Here is a 15,989-nt window from a genome sequence, read left to right as displayed (position 1 = left end):
GCGTATGATGGCAGTGTAACAATAAGGAGGTAATCGAATATGTTTGATATTAATGGAAAATCGGCACTGATCACCGGTGGCAGCCAGGGGTTGGGGTATGCGCTGGCACAGAGCCTTGCTTCAAGAGGTACGAAAGTTGTTCTCGTGGCTCGTGAATCATCAAAACTTGATGATGCGGTAAAGGATATCATCAGGGCAGGCGGCGTCGCCTATGGAATCGCTGCCGATGTCGGCAACAAAGAAGAGATTTATCCCATCGTCGGTCAGGCAGCGGCTTTAGCTGGCACAATCGACATCCTCATCAATAATGCCAGTACGCTCGGGCCTGTGCCTTTGCGGTTAATTGCGGATACGGAATGTGAAGACTTTGAACGCGCCCTTCAGGTAAACACTCTTGGCGCGTTTCGCCTTATCAAAGCGGTGGTTGGCTCCATGATTTTCAAACGAACCGGAGTGGTCATCAACATCTCTTCTGACGCGGCAGTTGAGGCTTATCCATTCTGGGGCGCGTACGGCGCTTCCAAAGCGGCTCTGGATCATCTGACGCGCATCGCCGCGTTGGAATTAGCCGACACCGGCGTTCGTTTCCTGAGCATTGATCCCGGTGAGATGGATACCCGTATGCACGCCGAGGCGATGCCCGAAGCCGACCGTAGCAGTTTACTTCCGCCTGATGCAGTGGCTGAAAAAATCGTTTCGATAATCGAACATGGCAACGAAATAGCAAACGGGGCAAGACTGCTTGCCTCAGATTGGAAGGTGGTTTATGAAAGCAGCACGCGCGCCTCGAGCAGATAAAATGAAAGACAAGTTGCTGGTTGTCAGTGGCGGCGAACTATGCGACAGCACTATCGAATTTCTGCCTGATTTTGTGCAATCGGGCGACCTGTTGGTGATCAACGATGCGGCGACCTTGCCGGCTTCGCTTTTCGGTCGGGATCAACATAACCGGCAGGTGGAAGTTCGGCTGAGTACACAATTGAATGCCAGCGTCTGGCAGGCAGTTATTCTGGGTGAAGGGGATTGGCAAACGCCGACCGAGAACCGCCCCTCGCCGCCGCAACTGCAAACCGGCGAGAAAATTATTTTCTCTGACGATTTCCAGGCTAGCGTTCTCAGAAAAAGCGAAATTTCAGACAGGCTGCTGCATCTTGAGTTCAACCTCTCAAATACAGAACTTTGGCGCGGCATTTACCGATACGGCAAGCCTGTGCAATACGCTTATATGAATAAAGAACTCAAACTCTGGTCGGTGCAAAATGTTTACGGCAGCCGCCCCTGGGCAGTTGAAATGCCGAGCGCCGGGCACGCCTTCAATTGGCAATTGCTGTTGCGGTTGATAAGAAAAGGGGTGCAAATCGCCTCGCTCACGCATGGCGCAGGCTTGTCATCAACCGGCGATGCAGGTATTGATGCGGTTTTGCCGCTCGCTGAAAAATTCGAGATTCCACCGACGACGATGGAGATGATCAGGCAAACGCGAAGCAAGCGTGGTCGCGTGATTGCGGTAGGCACTTCAGTGGTGCGCGCCTTGGAAAGCGCAAGCCTCGGTCTTGCGGGCTTCACCGAACTTAAATTGAGTTCCGGTCATAAACTGCAATTCGTGGACGGCATCATCACCGGCACCCATGAAGTATCGGAAAGCCATTATCAACTGCTTGGAGCCTTCCTGCCTGCGTCCATTCTAGCGAGGGTTAGTCAGCATCTTGATGACCACGATTACCTGACCCATGAGTTTGGCGATGCTTGTTTGATTATCGCCGGAGGTTAAAAATTTATCTGATTAATCGGCAAGGCATATCTTATCGGCGTTTTTTAAGACCATCACCAATTAGTTGAAATGCGGTCAGGAATGAAAGCCTGCGTGGTTGTGTGCAATAAAAAGAGCAAGCCATATGGCGCTTGCTCTTTTTATTGATTTTTATTGATGCCAGCGAAGGGACTCGAACCTCCGACGCCGGTTTACGAAAGCGAAAAACCAATGGTCACCACTTATCAATCGGTGATCTTTCATTACAAAATCTACAGGTTGCCGCCATTACGACCACATTTAAATTTGCAAGCCTTACCATCAAGTATCAAGGCTTATCATCGATTCACGTGACCATAACGTAACCTCAAATTCGCTAAAACTTTTCAAACTAAATAAACCTGAGCCTTGAGTTGAATCCGGCAGCCAGCAGGTCGCAGTGACGCACCTGCTAATTGATGAGCTTGAGCCTGATTGAATTCCATAGCCCAAACCCTGATTGCGAATAAACCCGAATCAAGCAGATCGTATGTCGCCGCTAAAAATAGTAATAGATGTTGAGGAGATTGCTGACTACGCGATTCCAGCCAATCGGACCTACCCCTTCGACCGGTTTGCAGTAGCCGGTGGAAATCGGCTCCCACCTCTGATCCGGCTGTTGAACCAGGAAGGCTTCGTCAACGGCTGCAAGGAACGAGGCATCATTGGCGCTATCACCAATGCCGACGGTTATGACAGCCCCATACTGCTTTTGAAATAAATCGGTCAGCCGGTTGACTGCCTGCCCTTTATCAATTTGCGCAGCGGTGACGGTACAAAACCTGCCCCCCCATGTGCAAGATAGACCTGCGGGCGCCAACGCCTGATGGAGGGTCTCTGCCTCCGGGCGAGATAACCCAACAATCGTTTCGCTATAGTCACGCAGCCTGGCGCGGCTTGCCGCCTGGCGGTCAAGCCCGGTCAGGCGGCAAAGCGCGTTGATAGATAATTCGGTGTACATCTGAAATTGTAATTTCAGGTCATCCCGCATCGATTGCAGTCTCTGGTTAATCACCGCCGCTGAAACTCCCATCTCGATGACCCGGTAAGCAAATGTGGTGCGCTGTGCCGGATAGGCGATAGTGAAATAATCTTGCGGGATGAAAATGGCGCTGCCGTTCTCGACGATGAACGGGGCACGGATGCCCATTTCTTTATGATAGTACAACTGCTCTGCGGCAGTCTTTGACGAACAAAAGATCAGCGGGGTGGCGGTTTCCTTTACCCGAGTCAATGCCTCAATAGCCGGGCGGAAGGAATAACTGGTTAAATCCAGCAAGGTTCCATCCAGGTCGGTAAAGATAATCAACCGGGGTGATTCGACTCTCTTCATTCTGTTTATAACGAAAGCGCTTCCAGGAGCGGCAAATAGGCTTGGCCGGAAAGGGCGTTCGCAAAAGGCTCCGCTGAGACTTCGGCTAGCGCCGGATAGCGAGTAATCGGCGCAGGCTCCTGTTCTTTGGAAAGAATTCGGCGGCGGCGCATCTCATGAAGAATCTCGATTTTGAGCGCGTCAGGGCAAGCCGGAGAATAGTAAATGGCTCGCAAAGACGCGCTGATCATATCCTGGATGTGCGGGTCGCCTTTCGAGGCGTGCAGGTGCGGGTTGCGCGATTCAATTTGGTAAATCTCGACGCTTTGCCGCATGACTTCCGGGTACGGGCTTTCCTGCAAGCCGCCGAATTTCTCTATCAGATCAATGTAGTGATAAGGCTCAACCGCATAACCGGCGGCATAGTCCAGCAAGAGAGCCAGATCCATGCTGAGCGCGTGCTCTCCGGCATTGCCGGTCTTGATCACTTCGGTCTCAAACCCCGTGTGATAGCTGATCAGGCGATTTAAATACTGATTCGTCACCAGGGAAGTGCGCCCATACTTGGCGAAATATAAACTCGACTCGACAACCTTGGGTTTACTGTGCCAGAGATTTCGCACCATCACGTAATCCGACTGGCTTAGGGCAAAACCGGCTGCATACACTCGCACATACTCGAAGACGGCTCCCGGGAAATAGTTGTCGGCGTCAATAAACCCGACGTACTTCTTTCCCGCGAGCCGCGCCAGCATCAGCCCGATGATCATACCTTCGGCTTTGCCGTCTGCCACCCTGTCCGTTTGATCGACTATCTCGCTGTACCCGCTGCTGGCGAAAGCGTTTGCCAAAACCGGGTCTTTCTGATGCACGACCATGACATTTTTTCTGCTGAAGGTGTTGAAATTTTCGATGGCATTTTTTTCCATGTTAAAGCGATCAACCGGTTCGCGGGGGCTGTTCGACACGACAATCGTCAGGCAGGCATGAGGGATGCCGTAGAGCACTCCTTCGATCAACCTCAAGCGTTCGCCCTTGATCGGCACAATGATCGCCATCTGCTTTTCGACTTCGTGAAGCGCTTCGTACGGGACCTGCCGGATGACAAAATAAGGTTCATATAAAGGCTCGGCGAGCGGACCTGAATCGAGTTCATAGACTTTTTGCACGCCGTAAATCAGATTGGCACCGAAACGTTGCGCTTCGCGGGGACGTTCTATTCGCATAATGATCTCCATAAGATTCCCACAAGATCATACTTTTATGGGACAAGGTTAAATTCCTATTCATTCGTTGCTTTAGAATTTCTAACGGCAATCTTCACAGCGCCGTAATTCTGTGGCAAATGATTGGATTATTGGCATTGATTAAATTATGGCAAAACAGCGCCGGGCGTTTTTGCCACCCAAACAACTCTTTTATTTCGGCTTTAACTTTACCTCCAGGGTTTGTTTTTCGAGGAGACTTTCATAGTAATGGACGAGGTATTCGCTGGCGCGTTTCTTGGTCCTCGACCAACTCATCGCTTCACCAATTTCTTCAAGCTCGCTCTCGATCTGGTTGGTAATGAAAAGCTGCTTGTTGAGCAGCGCCGAGATTCGGCTCTCGTTGAGTTGACGAGTCAGCGTGGCGACTTCCATTTTCTTCTTCTGTAACTCGACCTGCTTACTGAGGTCGATGGCGGCACCGCCTGTGCGTTCGATCTCATCTTCCAGGGTGTAAACTCCAGCCTTCGCGTTTAGCAAAGCTGCCTCCAGGCGCGTTACTCGATCCTCCTCGGCTTGGACATCCTCTTTGGTAAGCACAGGAGGAAGGTCGGCGACTGGCGGTTTGTCTCCCGGCGGCAAGGGCGGAAGTAGCTTTGCCGCGTCAAAATACTGAGCATCAATCTGTAGTCCCGGCATGAGTTTAAGCTTCAGAGAGACAATCTCCTTTTGCCCGGCTTGTACCTTCACCAAGCCCTTATCATGAAGGAGTTCGTCCTGTTCTTCCTCGTTGAGGTTAACCCGAAACGCTTTCTCCATTGCAGTCCACCAGGTTCTTGCTTCGCCCTGTACAGCGGTCTCCAGGGTGTTAAAAAACCTGATGATGACGCCGTCCCCGGATTCAGAGCGTTTCAATGCGGTCAGCCGGAAAGCCCCCTCAGGACTGTCGGTTGTCAAACTGACAAACCCTAACTCATCGGGCAACACACCCGGGGAATAGGTCTGCACAGCGCGAAGTCTGAGGTTGTGGGAAAAAGCTTCCAAAGGTGTTTTGCCATAGAACCAATCACCGCCATGAGGGTAGATGGCGTAATGAAACACATGCTCGCCCAGACACTGCGCTTCGGGTGTGAAGATATGAGGGCCTACGTCCCCGACGCGCGTCAGCAGGTCGTAGCGGGCAAGCCACCCCACAGAGCGCAAAAGCGTCAGGGCAATGGCACCCGTTTCCGGCAGCACTTCATATTCGGTAACTCTGCGGCTGATGATCGCCAAGCCTTTCGTCCCGTCGCTGTAGTCAACAAAATTCTGAAACGGGTGGGTGTTGATCGGTCGGGTATAGCGGCCGGCAAGCAGCAGGTTACGCACCCTCTCCGGCAGTTCTTTCGGAGGAGGGTCTTCAGCGACATACAGTTTGGCGACATCGAACGGCTCCTCGGCGTATGCGTAATCGGACTGAATACCCGTAGGGAAGATGACGCGCAGGCGGTGATCCTTAACGATGTTGGTGAGCAGAGTTTTCACTTCGACCCGACGCGAACCGGCAGTCAACTCTACGTAGGACACAATCGGGAACCTGCGAGTTTGTTTGCTTCGCGATTGGCGATCTTCAGTGAGGCGCTCCGAGAGGTTCAGGTTGATTTCAACCCTGAACCTGGCAAGCAATGGTCCCCGCTCAACCAGTGAGATGGTTGCCTGCTCGCCGAGGCTGGTGATCACCTGGTCGCACGCTGGAAAAGAGTAGTCGTAGGTGTCGCCCGCGTCACCGCCGTCCTCAAAATGGCCGAGATTTTCATAGAAGTGGCCGCTCGCTTTCTCAGTAACGTTTAGCGTGCCGTCCGCGTTGATGTGGACGAACAGGTGACCATTCTCAAGCGTTCGCCCTTCGGCTGAAGCAATCACCATTTCCGATAATTCATTCGCTGCACTCCCAGGCTTGAGGTAATAGGTCTTATAGCCGAGTGAGGGAATATCCGTTGCGTAGAGGAACAGGTCTACCTTATTTTCGTCACGCCGCGTGATCTGATATGGCGCGGACTTCCCGCCGCCATCTTTTATGCTGAATGATTCGACCGAAGCCGGCAGGTCAAGTGAGAAACTGATGACATCGCTGCGCACGCGGGGCGAGGGGTTGAAGACGACGATGGCGAGCAGACTATCGGCGCGCGACGTGTCTACCGCATCAGCAATCGTCCGCAAACTGGTCTCACTGATGTCATAGGCGCTTTGATAGACCTCGGCAAACCGGGACTCCATATCGCGGGCAATCTTGTCTATGCTGCACCCGCACATGTCATCGTGCGCCTGGTTAAGCATCAATGTCTTCCAGGCTTTCTCAAGTTTATCCTTGGGGTACTCCGCTCCCATCATCCAGGCAATCGTGGCAAACGGCTCAGCCCAGCGCTCAAGCTCTCTCTGACATTCATTATTGAGCAACTTGAGGTGGCTGCGGCTGGAGAAGACGCCCTTCAGCACAGGCATGTAGAACCCGCTGTAAAGATAGCCTTTGAGTCTTGGCAGGTTGGGATTGAATGACCTGATAGCCTCCAGGTATTCGGGCGGTGTACTCTGAACACACTTCAGGTTCTCGGTAACGCTGTGGTTAAACTCCTTGATGATCGGCAGCACGTCGTCGGGCCAGGGAACCTGCTCGTAGCCATTCATAAGGAGAACATTGGGGGTTGAAGCAAAGCATCGCAACGCTTGGGCTTCCGAGAGAATGCGCTGCCCGGCGATCTCCCGGGTCAGCGACAACACCATAGCGTTGCGATAACTGTTAATGAGGTAGATAGCCAACACGGTTGAGCCGTCGGGAGATTCCCACCAGAACTCTGACTTGAGGTTCTCAGCGTCCATAGCCACGCCCCGCCAGATGAACACCCCGTCGATGCCAAAGCCCTTGCAGATCTGCGGCGCCTGGGCAATCTGACCGAAGTTATCGAGCATCCAGCCGGCTTTCATGACGCCGCCCAACTTTTCAGCCATTTTGTGACCAACCATCAGATTGCGCACCAGCGCTTCGCCGCTCACCAACGCCCAGTCCGGTTGCAGGTAAGCCGGGCCGACGAGTAGCCGGTTTTGTTTTACATATTTACTCAGTTCCTGTTCACACTGACGGGCGTCTGCGGGAGATAACTGACTCAAATAGTCCTCAATGATCGCTGTTTGTCCGTCGAGAACGAAACGATATTCGGGCTGGGTTTCCAAGACCCTTAGCAGGTTATCAAAGAAGGAGACCAGCCAGCGGTTGGTGTAGTTGGCGGTGAATATCCATTCCCGATCCCAGTGGTTATGGGAGATCAGGTGTACCATCAATTGAGCCGCCAGGGTGCCTGGATTTTCCGGCGCTGGCAATGAATGGATCAATGATGATTGTGCAGATTTAATTGGCGTTCTCCTTTCTACATCTTTTAATGCGTTGCGGCAGAGTCGTCTGTCAGCGGACGGGTCACCCCCATTAAATAATGCGCGCCCGGCATCTATATCGCTGATGGGTGCAACCTATTTTGTCTTGGGCGTCACTCCGTTCAGCGATTTCAAAACCTGGTCGTCGAGTTGAGAAATAGACACATTCGCCGGCTCTCTGACTCATCATTCCGATAATGGTTCATCAACGCCTTGCCAGTAATGATTTTAGTGAAAATTAAAGGCGGAAATCAGGGTGTGAATACCCATAGCGCATGAGTGATTATCCCTATTTTTCAAATCGGGACGGATAGAACCCGTTTGAACCAGCCCGGTCAGTGAGATCGATGTATCAGCATAAAGCGTTCATCCGCGCAGTTTGAGTGAAATTACTTATAAGTCTGAGGGATCACACGGAAGAAAATAGCCGTCTGATTGACTTAATCTGGATGCACATCGGAGATCTCAAAAGAAAGGGGCAACTATGAAGGATATTGAAGCCGACCTTTGGTTCGTGTTTGCTGTCATCATAGTTTTGTGGTTTTGGGGATTTTTATTAAATCTTGGCGGCTTTATTCATCTGCTACTACTTCCAGCAGTCCTCATTTTTCTTATCAATCTATTCAACAGTCGGAAATCTATTCATGGGTAATATCACTTAAATAGCATAAGTGACGCTACATTTATGCCACCAAAAGATGGCGCATAAGCGATAGTGGAATGGAGATCAATTATGCTCGGACTTAAAGAACTATTAGCAATTGGACTAATCGGCGAAGGGCTTGCGACACCGGAAAGCCCGCAACCCTTAGCGTGATTCGCGCCTGAGAAGTTCCAAATTCTGCTGACAGACATTGGCGACCATCCTGGCACACTGCCCTGCAATCGCTGCTTTTTCTTCCCCCTTTCTTCCCACTTCAAACTCTATTTTAAGGTCGGATGGTGCCCGAATACCTGGCACATCTGGTCAAGCAAAGACCTGTCTTCAACAACCCGATTGCGACACTCCGATGATGCCTGCGACGAACGCCCTCTGATAGATATGAGGTCAGCCAGTATGCAGGTTCGCAGAAACGATCAGGTCATTTTTTACACTCTTAACGCCATCGATATTGCGGGCAATTTCTTCGGCTTGAGTTTTCTGAGCCTCATTCGGCAACCTGCCGCTTAACGTGATGACGGCGTTTTCGACATCGACATTGATGGTCACACCTCTTAGTCCGTCGGCGTAAGCCAGCGCACCGCGCGTCTTGGTCCAAATCCACAGGTCATCGTTACCGTCCCCGATTTTTCTCCCCAACTCTCTGGCCTCTTTGGCAAGGCGATCTTTCTGTCTCTCGAACGCTTCGCGCGAGATATTCCAATCGCCGTTATTCGCGTTGCCGGTTTTTGCCGGGTCAGGCGCATTGGCATTTTGCAGCTTGACGTTTTGAGTCTCACAACCGATAAGAAGGCTGATCGTTATGACGAGAGTTGACAGGAGTGGTGTCAACTTGGTCTTCATTATGACCTCCGTGATTTGAGCTACCTCGACAGGAATCGAAGGTGGAACTGGACTGCTCAAGTCGGTTATACCAGCGGGGCGAGCTGAGACTAAGTGAAAGCCGCAGCCCCCCGTCAAAGCGAGTGCTGGCGAAAAGAGATTCCAGAGTACAGGTTGTCTGGAATTTCAGGCAGCTTGATTGCCCCGCGGCCCGGACGACTTCGACCGAACACGGTGCATGACTGACGATTGATTGCGCAACACTTCCGAGCAGGAGTTTCTTAATCCCCGTAAGACCGCGCGACCCATTGAAGTCACTGAGAAGTGGGATCACTGTTTTGCCTGGACATGAGTCAACATCTCAATGACCTCTTTGTGATCTCCGCTTTTGGCAAAATCCAACGCCACATAACCGGAGTTGTCTTTCTCGCCGAGCTTCGCGCCCCGGTCAAGCAAGGCTTTCACCACTTTGGGGTGCCCGAAATAGGCAGCCATCATCAGAGCCGTGCGGCCGTTATTCTTCTTGGCATTAACGTCGGCGCCGGCCAGCAGCAAGGTTTCGACAATCTCTGCCCGACCGTTAGCCGCCGCTTCGATCAAGGCGGTACTGCCCTCGTTGTTCCTGGCGTTCACCTCAGCCCCCTTTGCCAGCAGCGCCTGAACAATTTTATGGTGACCGGGCTGCGATACGGCGATTAAGACCGTCAGCCCGCGCTTATCCTTCAGGTTCACGTCCGCGCCTTTCTCAAGCAAAAAGGCAACCGTGTCGGCGCGACCCCAGTATGCCGCCTCCATCAACGGCGTGCGCCCGGTGTGATCTTTTGAATTGATATCCGCCTCTCCCGCTAACAACTCTTTGACTTTATCGGTATCCCCTTTCCTTGCCGCTTCGTGCAAAGTGACTTTGTCATCCTTTCCGAAAGCGACCGCTGAAATCAAAAGAACCAGCGCACATGTTAAAACTCCTTGTTTTTTCATGTTATCTCCTTACCTGGTTAGTAAAGCTTATGGGTAGGCATTCGGCTGAATCTACCCAGAAGCGCCTGTCTAAACCAGAAAGCATGAGGTTGGCACACTCGATGTTGAAAAAATGCCGATAAACCGGGCTTATTCTTAATGTGTCGTGTACCAAGCATCTGCATTCCGGTTTAGATGGTAAATTATTTGTTCAACCGATCATCTGTATGAACCCTTATTCGGTCTGAGTGTTTATACTTATAAAGTCATCCGTGCAGTTTACCGGACATTCATCTTTGCAGGGTGATGTTGATTTGCTTCCGTCAGGCAGTCTAATTCACCTAACCCGTACCGATCGAGCAGACACAAATAACTGAACGCCAGGGTTTCGTCGCTGACGTGGTCGCTGACGGCAAGTTCTCTCCGCGGCAACTGTCCTTCGAGTTGTAGCAGCGACCAGGATATGAAGTCGCGCACCGTCCCTCCCTCCTGGTGATATGCCGCGCAATCGCCCTCTATTTTTCGTGTGACCTCGACAGCGGACGATCCGCCAAACTGTTTCGATCCGATGTAGAAAATCATGCTCTAATCCTTTAACGATGGTTTGATAGATTACGATAGCGATTTAAGGACGGTGAAAAATACTGTGAAATCACTCTCATCGCCTAGGTGTTTCCCGCTATTAGGGGAGAAGTAGGGAGTGCTATACTTTACTTTCCAAATCATCTCACGATGTTGAGCAGGTTCGCATTTGGAAATCATTGATGCATATGCGCCGCGATGGTTTTAAAGGTGGAATTCGCTTCAAGCTGCTCGTTTATGCGGCGGGTGTCGCGTTGCCGCTCGCCCTCGTGGGGTTTGTGAGTCTCTGGGCGATGTCAAATGCCACTCGTGACCAGCTCGAGGATTCGATAAAATTGCAAGCCGAAATCACCGCCGTCGCCTTTGAGCAATGGTTGGAATCCCAGCGGGAACCCCTGACGACCGTAGCCGCGAATTTCGATGAACGACCGACGCCGCGGCTTGAGTTGCAGCACCTGCTTGATCTGGTGGTCACCAGCCGCTCGCACTGGATCGGACTTCGTATTCTGAATTCATCAGGTGAGGTGACAATTTCAGAGCCTTCCAACGCACCCGCGCTTTCTACAGACGTGGCGAACAAAATCTTAACCCAACTGCGGGAGAGGAAATGGGTGGTGGATACGGATTGGCCGTCGGGCGACCCGCGCGGGATTTTCCTGCTGGCGGTGCCGATGAGTCGCGGTGGCGCGGCGGTGGCGCAAATCGATGTCAGCACCCTGAGCAATTTTTTTCTGAAAGAAATCAAGCTTTCCAGTCAATCCGTCTTCGCCGTCTTTGGCCCGCAGAGTCGCATTATCCTTTACCGCAACCCCAGCCCCGAAACCTATCTCGGCAAGGACATGAGCAACTCGCCGTTTTACTCAGCATTAGGCGACAACCCGACTGCCATGATCGAGCTTAAAAGCCCGATTGACGGAATACGGCGGGTTTATGGTATGGCGCGCGTCGGGGATACCGGCTGCGTCACTCTGGTCGGGCTGCCCAGCGACACGCTGTATGCTCCGGCGCAGGCGCAACTCAACCGCTTTCTACTGTTCAGCCTCGCCGGAGTATTGCTGGCAATCCTGGCATCGATTGTGATGGCGCGGGGAGTCGTTCAGCCTATACGAGGGCTGAGTCAAGCCACCCAGAGGTTCGGCGCGGGAGAGCTTTCCACACGCGCGACCTTTGCAGCCGCCGGCGAATTTGAAGAGCTTCGCACCTCTTTTAACTTCATGGCACAAGAGATTGAAGAGCGCGAGATGCGGCTGAAAGAGCTTGACCGGTTGAAGTCAGATTTTGTGAGTGGCGTTTCGCATGAGATGCGGACTCCGCTGACCACAGTTAAAACGCTGGTTCGCGTCCTCAGGCGCGGAAAGGTGAGCCTGGAAGAGCGCGAAGAATTCCTGGATACCATAGAGGCAGAGTGCGACCGGCAGATCGATCTGGTGCTGAACCTGCTTGACCTTTCCCGCATCGAGTCCGGCACCTTCAACATCACCCTTGATCCGGTGGACGTAAGGGAAGTGGTTAACTCAACCCTCACCATCACCCGTCACAGTGCCGAGGCGCACCGCCACCTGCTCAGCGCCGAACTCCCCGAAACCCTGCCGCAGGTGCTCGCCGACCGCGCAGCCCTGCGGCGTGCCCTGTGCGGGCTGGTTGAAAATGCCGTCAAGTATACGCCTGACGGCGGACGAATTCGCATCCGTGCCGAAAGTGTGGGGGATGAGGTAGTCATTCAGGTTGCCGATACCGGGCGTGGCATTCTGGCTGAAGACCTGCCATTCATCTTTGAGAAGTTTTATCGCGGGCACGCCCCTCGCCTTGGCGTCACTGACCCTTTACTTGAAGTGAGTGAAGAGGTCGCGGAAGCGCCGGGTGTTGGACTTGGCCTTTACCTGGGGCGAACAATCATCGAAGGGATCGGCGGACGCATCTCTGTAGAAAGCATCGCCGGGATCGGCAGCACGTTCACCATCTCTCTGCCGAGGTGGGGGAGTCAGGAGAACGGCTTGGCGGACGAGGAGCAAAATTGATGGCTAAACGGCTTCTTGTGGTAGACGACGAACCGAACTTGTTGCGCGCGGTCGCCGCCTGTCTGCGGTTGGAGGGCTACGACGTCAGCACCGCGCGCAGCGGCAGGGACGCATTGGTGAGTCTCACCGAGTCCCTCCCGGATTTGATCATCAGCGACGTGAGAATGCCGGGGATGGACGGCCACACACTTGTGCACCGCATCCGTTCGTCGCCGCGAACTGCCCTGATTCCGGTGATTTTTCTGACCGCGAAAGACCAGAAAGAAGACCGCGTCGAAGGCTTTCGGACGGGGGTGGACGCTTATATCACCAAACCGTTTGAGCCGGACGAATTGCTCGCGGTCATTCTGGCTATCTTCAACCGCGTCGAGCGCACCCGCGCCGAATTTTCGCGGATGCTGGGCGCGGCAGAGGCGTTACCCTCTCCCCGCCATTACCTGGAGGATTTGACCGATGCCGAGTTGAAGATCGCCGAAGCGGTGGCGCGCGGGTTCAGCAATAAAGAGATCGCCGCCGAACTCGACATCAGCGTCAGGACGGTTGAAAATCACGTCAGTCACATTCTTGCCAAGAAGGGACTCAGTAACCGCGTTGAAATCGCCCGCTTCATACTCGAAGCCAGACCGTCCGACTAGCCCATCCTGTAAACTGTGTGGAGGTGCTTGCCGTCCTCCCCGACGTGACACTTCGCAGCCGATGGGGCTGCGCCATTGAACTACCAAACCGGAATGCAGAAGATTGGCACACACCACATTATGACGAAAAGCCTTAGTTTATCGGTATTCTCGCCTTATCGAGTGTGCCGATGTTTTAAGTTCTGGTTTAGCCTCGTGCTTAGCCCTGTAATTGGTTGCTGATCAACTCGGCAAGGTCTTTCGCCTGCGACTCATCACCGGAGGTAACAACGATCAGGTCAACTCCGGCTGGGGCGAGTGCCGCCACCCGATAATTGCCTTTTTGGAACAGGGTTAAACGATCCGTGATCAACCCCGGTTGGTGTGGGCGCACAAACAATGAAATCGGTTTGGCATTCGGGCTGTAAAAAGCGATATGAAGAAAATCAAGCCCGTCTATCAGACAGGGACGCGCCTGCGGGCTAGCGTACCCAAAGGTCGAAAGATCAGGCACTCTGACAAGACCACCATATTGACGCACCAGTAGATTAAATTCTGCGCTATCGCTGCCAATACCCATCATTGCCTCCATTGAGCAATGATTGGCATGGTCGGTGACCACATCAGCATACACCTTACTGTTGCCGCCCGGGAGAAAGGATTGTAAGGCGAAAAAGGTGATTAAAAAGCCAAGTACAATGATCGCGGCAACCCGCTTCCATCCATCAAACGCAAACCATCGCGGCTTAACGGTGACAGGCTTTTCCTCCATCACACCACGAATGTTGTCAAGAAGCCGACGGCTATCCACCTTTTCGGTTTTGATTCGGTCTTTAAGCAACCGATCCTGTTCGGCATAAGCGTCTAGTTGTCGCGTACAGGCATAACAGGTCTCTAAATGTGCCTGCACATCGAGCGTATTTCGCGAGTCTAATTCACTATCCAAAAACAATTGAATGAGTTCCTGGGTTTCCTTGCAATTCATAAATACTCCACCACCTACCCTTCAGTAGTTCAATCAGGATGGCATCAATGCGAAGTTCCTGTCGCGCGCTTTCGATTAAGAATCGCGCGAATCTCTTTTCTGGCGCGGTGCAGCCTGGACATTACCGTGCCAACCGGAATATCGAGGATGTCAGCGGTCTCTTTGTAGCTGAACTCTTCCACGATAACCAGTAGTAAAACGCTGCGGTGCTCCGCCGATAATTTTTCGGTCGCTGCCACCACTTCACTCCCATCTAAACTGGCAACCGGATCGAATATCAAAACCTTACTTGCGGGCAGGTCAGCATTCTCCATCGCCTCAAAAGGAGTTTCAGCCAGCTTTGCTCGTTTCCCTAATTTGCCATTGATGACGTTAAAGAGAATGCGGTACATCCAGGGTCTTCCATCCGTAGATGGGTCAAAAGACTCAAAATATTTCCAGGCGCGAAAATATGCCTCCTGCACCGCATCCTCAGCATCCTGTCGGTTCTTCAGGATATGAGTGGCGGTCTTCAATAAGTCATCTACATAAGCAATAACCTGACGCTCGAAATTGGTCTTTCGTTGAATGTTATCGAATTTCGACACCACATCTCCGGGTACAAAATATGCTCATTTTATATCCTGCTATTACATCTCTCGTTCACAAAATGGCGGTTCACTGGTTGGCATCCAGCCTGGACAGCCTTCCTTTTGTACCCCAACCGCCTCGAAAGTAGGCAACTACGGCGAGCAAAAGCAGCGGGATAATCGGCATAATGACCATCGCGCCTTCGCCGTTGAGAATGTGCGTAAACGCTGCGCCAATCATCACCAAAATTAACCCGATAGCTGCGTAAGCTGCGGTTTTGGGAAAGAGCAGCAGCAAGCCGCCGAGTAATTCAACTCCGCCGATAACCAGATGAAAGCCTGAGGGGAAGCCCCAGCGTTTGAAGTTCGCCACAACCTCTTCACTTCCCATTAACTTGAGAACCGCCTGAGCGATGTAAAAAATGGCAAGAAGAATTTGCAGCACCCACAAAAGCGTATTTTTGGTTTTCGATAATTCCATTTTTCAGCTCCTCCAAAATGGTCTCTACTTAGGTTCATCCACCAGAACCCTGGAGGCTTCTGATCCCAGGGTTCTTTCACCATTCAAATTAAGCACTCAATACCACCTACTCCTTTACTGAGGTGATTTATTCCAAAAGATTTTCTCATACAGAAATAATGCGCTACGTTGGCATACGATGAAATAATCGGCGCGCGTGGCAGCGCGCCCAAAACGGTAACTGAATTGGACATCATATCTTTGCACAACAGTAATTCATCAGAAAGGAGCCGCCAGCACAACGACTGGCGGCTCCGCTTGATTTTTTGATGGCATGGGTTAATTGTGACGACCAGCCGTTACGCCGCCGTCGAGCGGCATTAGCACGCCTGTGATCCAGGCAGCTTGCTCTCCGGCTAAAAAGAGCACAGCATCTGCAACGTCTGTGACTTACCCGTTTATTGGTTACTTTAAGACGGACAGCTATGTACATGACAAAAGTTGAGTAACTTGTCGAAACGCAATCTGTTGGAAGCGATCCCAGAGATTGCATAATATGCGCCGCAAATGATTCAAACCAGACCGAAAAATACTCGTCGCCTTCCGCCCA

Annotated in this window: 15 protein-coding genes and 1 pseudogene; 5 read left to right on the top strand and 11 right to left on the bottom strand. The window is 52.2% G+C overall.

Features of this window, described 5'->3' with window-relative positions:
- The first annotated feature begins 39 nt into the window (after positions 1 to 39).
- From AB1757_20925 to AB1757_20915, 3 genes are all read left to right on the top strand, one after another.
- Positions 40 to 798, top strand: a complete 759-nt coding sequence (locus AB1757_20925) for an SDR family oxidoreductase (protein MEW6129516.1) — start codon at positions 40 to 42, stop codon at positions 796 to 798.
- 1 nt (position 799) lies between these two features.
- The gene (locus AB1757_20920; protein ID MEW6129515.1) at positions 800 to 1,771 is read left to right on the top strand and encodes an S-adenosylmethionine:tRNA ribosyltransferase-isomerase; all 972 of its coding nucleotides are present in this window, start codon (positions 800 to 802) and stop codon (positions 1,769 to 1,771) included.
- A gap of 156 nt (positions 1,772 to 1,927) precedes the next feature.
- On the top strand, positions 1,928 to 2,104 hold the full coding sequence (locus AB1757_20915) for a hypothetical protein (protein ID MEW6129514.1): 177 nt from the start codon (positions 1,928 to 1,930) through the stop codon (positions 2,102 to 2,104).
- A 184-nt stretch (positions 2,105 to 2,288) separates the two neighbouring features.
- Here the strand turns inward: AB1757_20915 and AB1757_20910 are convergent, their stop codons facing one another.
- The 7 genes from AB1757_20910 to AB1757_20880 form a co-directional block, all read right to left on the bottom strand.
- Positions 2,289 to 3,122, bottom strand: a complete 834-nt coding sequence (locus tag AB1757_20910; protein MEW6129513.1) for an HAD-IIB family hydrolase — start codon at positions 3,120 to 3,122, stop codon at positions 2,289 to 2,291.
- A gap of 5 nt (positions 3,123 to 3,127) precedes the next feature.
- The gene (gene mpgS / locus AB1757_20905; GenBank protein MEW6129512.1) at positions 3,128 to 4,327 is read right to left on the bottom strand and encodes a mannosyl-3-phosphoglycerate synthase; all 1,200 of its coding nucleotides are present in this window, start codon (positions 4,325 to 4,327) and stop codon (positions 3,128 to 3,130) included.
- A gap of 192 nt (positions 4,328 to 4,519) precedes the next feature.
- Complete coding sequence (locus AB1757_20900) at positions 4,520 to 7,618, bottom strand: glycoside hydrolase family 38 C-terminal domain-containing protein (protein ID MEW6129511.1); 3,099 nt, start codon at positions 7,616 to 7,618, stop codon at positions 4,520 to 4,522.
- A gap of 1,141 nt (positions 7,619 to 8,759) precedes the next feature.
- Positions 8,760 to 9,215, bottom strand: coding sequence for a BON domain-containing protein (locus AB1757_20895; protein MEW6129510.1), 456 nt, complete (start codon positions 9,213 to 9,215; stop codon positions 8,760 to 8,762).
- Positions 9,148 to 9,528, bottom strand: coding sequence for a universal stress protein (locus tag AB1757_20890; protein MEW6129509.1), 381 nt, complete (start codon positions 9,526 to 9,528; stop codon positions 9,148 to 9,150). Before AB1757_20890 ends, AB1757_20895 begins: the two co-directional genes overlap by 68 nt.
- Positions 9,525 to 10,172, bottom strand: coding sequence for an ankyrin repeat domain-containing protein (locus AB1757_20885; protein MEW6129508.1), 648 nt, complete (start codon positions 10,170 to 10,172; stop codon positions 9,525 to 9,527). The genes AB1757_20890 and AB1757_20885 overlap by 4 nt, the downstream gene beginning before the upstream one ends.
- Before the next feature lie 258 nt (positions 10,173 to 10,430).
- Positions 10,431 to 10,733, bottom strand: a complete 303-nt coding sequence (locus AB1757_20880; protein MEW6129507.1) for a hypothetical protein — start codon at positions 10,731 to 10,733, stop codon at positions 10,431 to 10,433.
- Between the two features lie 182 nt (positions 10,734 to 10,915).
- Between AB1757_20880 and AB1757_20875 the strand changes: the two genes are divergently transcribed.
- Positions 10,916 to 12,751, top strand: a complete 1,836-nt coding sequence (locus AB1757_20875) for an ATP-binding protein (protein ID MEW6129506.1) — start codon at positions 10,916 to 10,918, stop codon at positions 12,749 to 12,751.
- Complete coding sequence (locus tag AB1757_20870) at positions 12,751 to 13,386, top strand: response regulator transcription factor (GenBank protein ID MEW6129505.1); 636 nt, start codon at positions 12,751 to 12,753, stop codon at positions 13,384 to 13,386. The genes AB1757_20875 and AB1757_20870 overlap by 1 nt, the downstream gene beginning before the upstream one ends.
- 199 nt (positions 13,387 to 13,585) lie before the next feature.
- Here AB1757_20870 and AB1757_20865 read toward each other — a convergent pair whose 3' ends face one another.
- The 4 genes and pseudogenes from AB1757_20865 to AB1757_20850 form a co-directional block, all read right to left on the bottom strand.
- Complete coding sequence (locus AB1757_20865) at positions 13,586 to 14,350, bottom strand: zf-HC2 domain-containing protein (GenBank protein MEW6129504.1); 765 nt, start codon at positions 14,348 to 14,350, stop codon at positions 13,586 to 13,588.
- A gap of 44 nt (positions 14,351 to 14,394) precedes the next feature.
- Positions 14,395 to 14,937, bottom strand: a complete 543-nt coding sequence (locus AB1757_20860; protein ID MEW6129503.1) for a sigma-70 family RNA polymerase sigma factor — start codon at positions 14,935 to 14,937, stop codon at positions 14,395 to 14,397.
- A gap of 70 nt (positions 14,938 to 15,007) precedes the next feature.
- A complete protein-coding gene (locus AB1757_20855; protein MEW6129502.1) occupies positions 15,008 to 15,400 on the bottom strand; it encodes a DoxX family protein in 393 nt (130 codons plus the stop codon).
- Between the two features lie 318 nt (positions 15,401 to 15,718).
- Positions 15,719 to 15,823, bottom strand: a pseudogene (locus AB1757_20850) (sugar dehydrogenase).
- Positions 15,824 to 15,989 lie beyond the last annotated feature (166 nt).

It is taken from the genome of Acidobacteriota bacterium (assembly GCA_040754075.1).
Taxonomy (GTDB): Bacteria; Acidobacteriota; Blastocatellia; order UBA7656; family UBA7656; genus JBFMDH01.
Note: the sequence above shows the minus strand (reverse complement) of the source record. Positions and strands in the feature narration are given on the sequence as shown.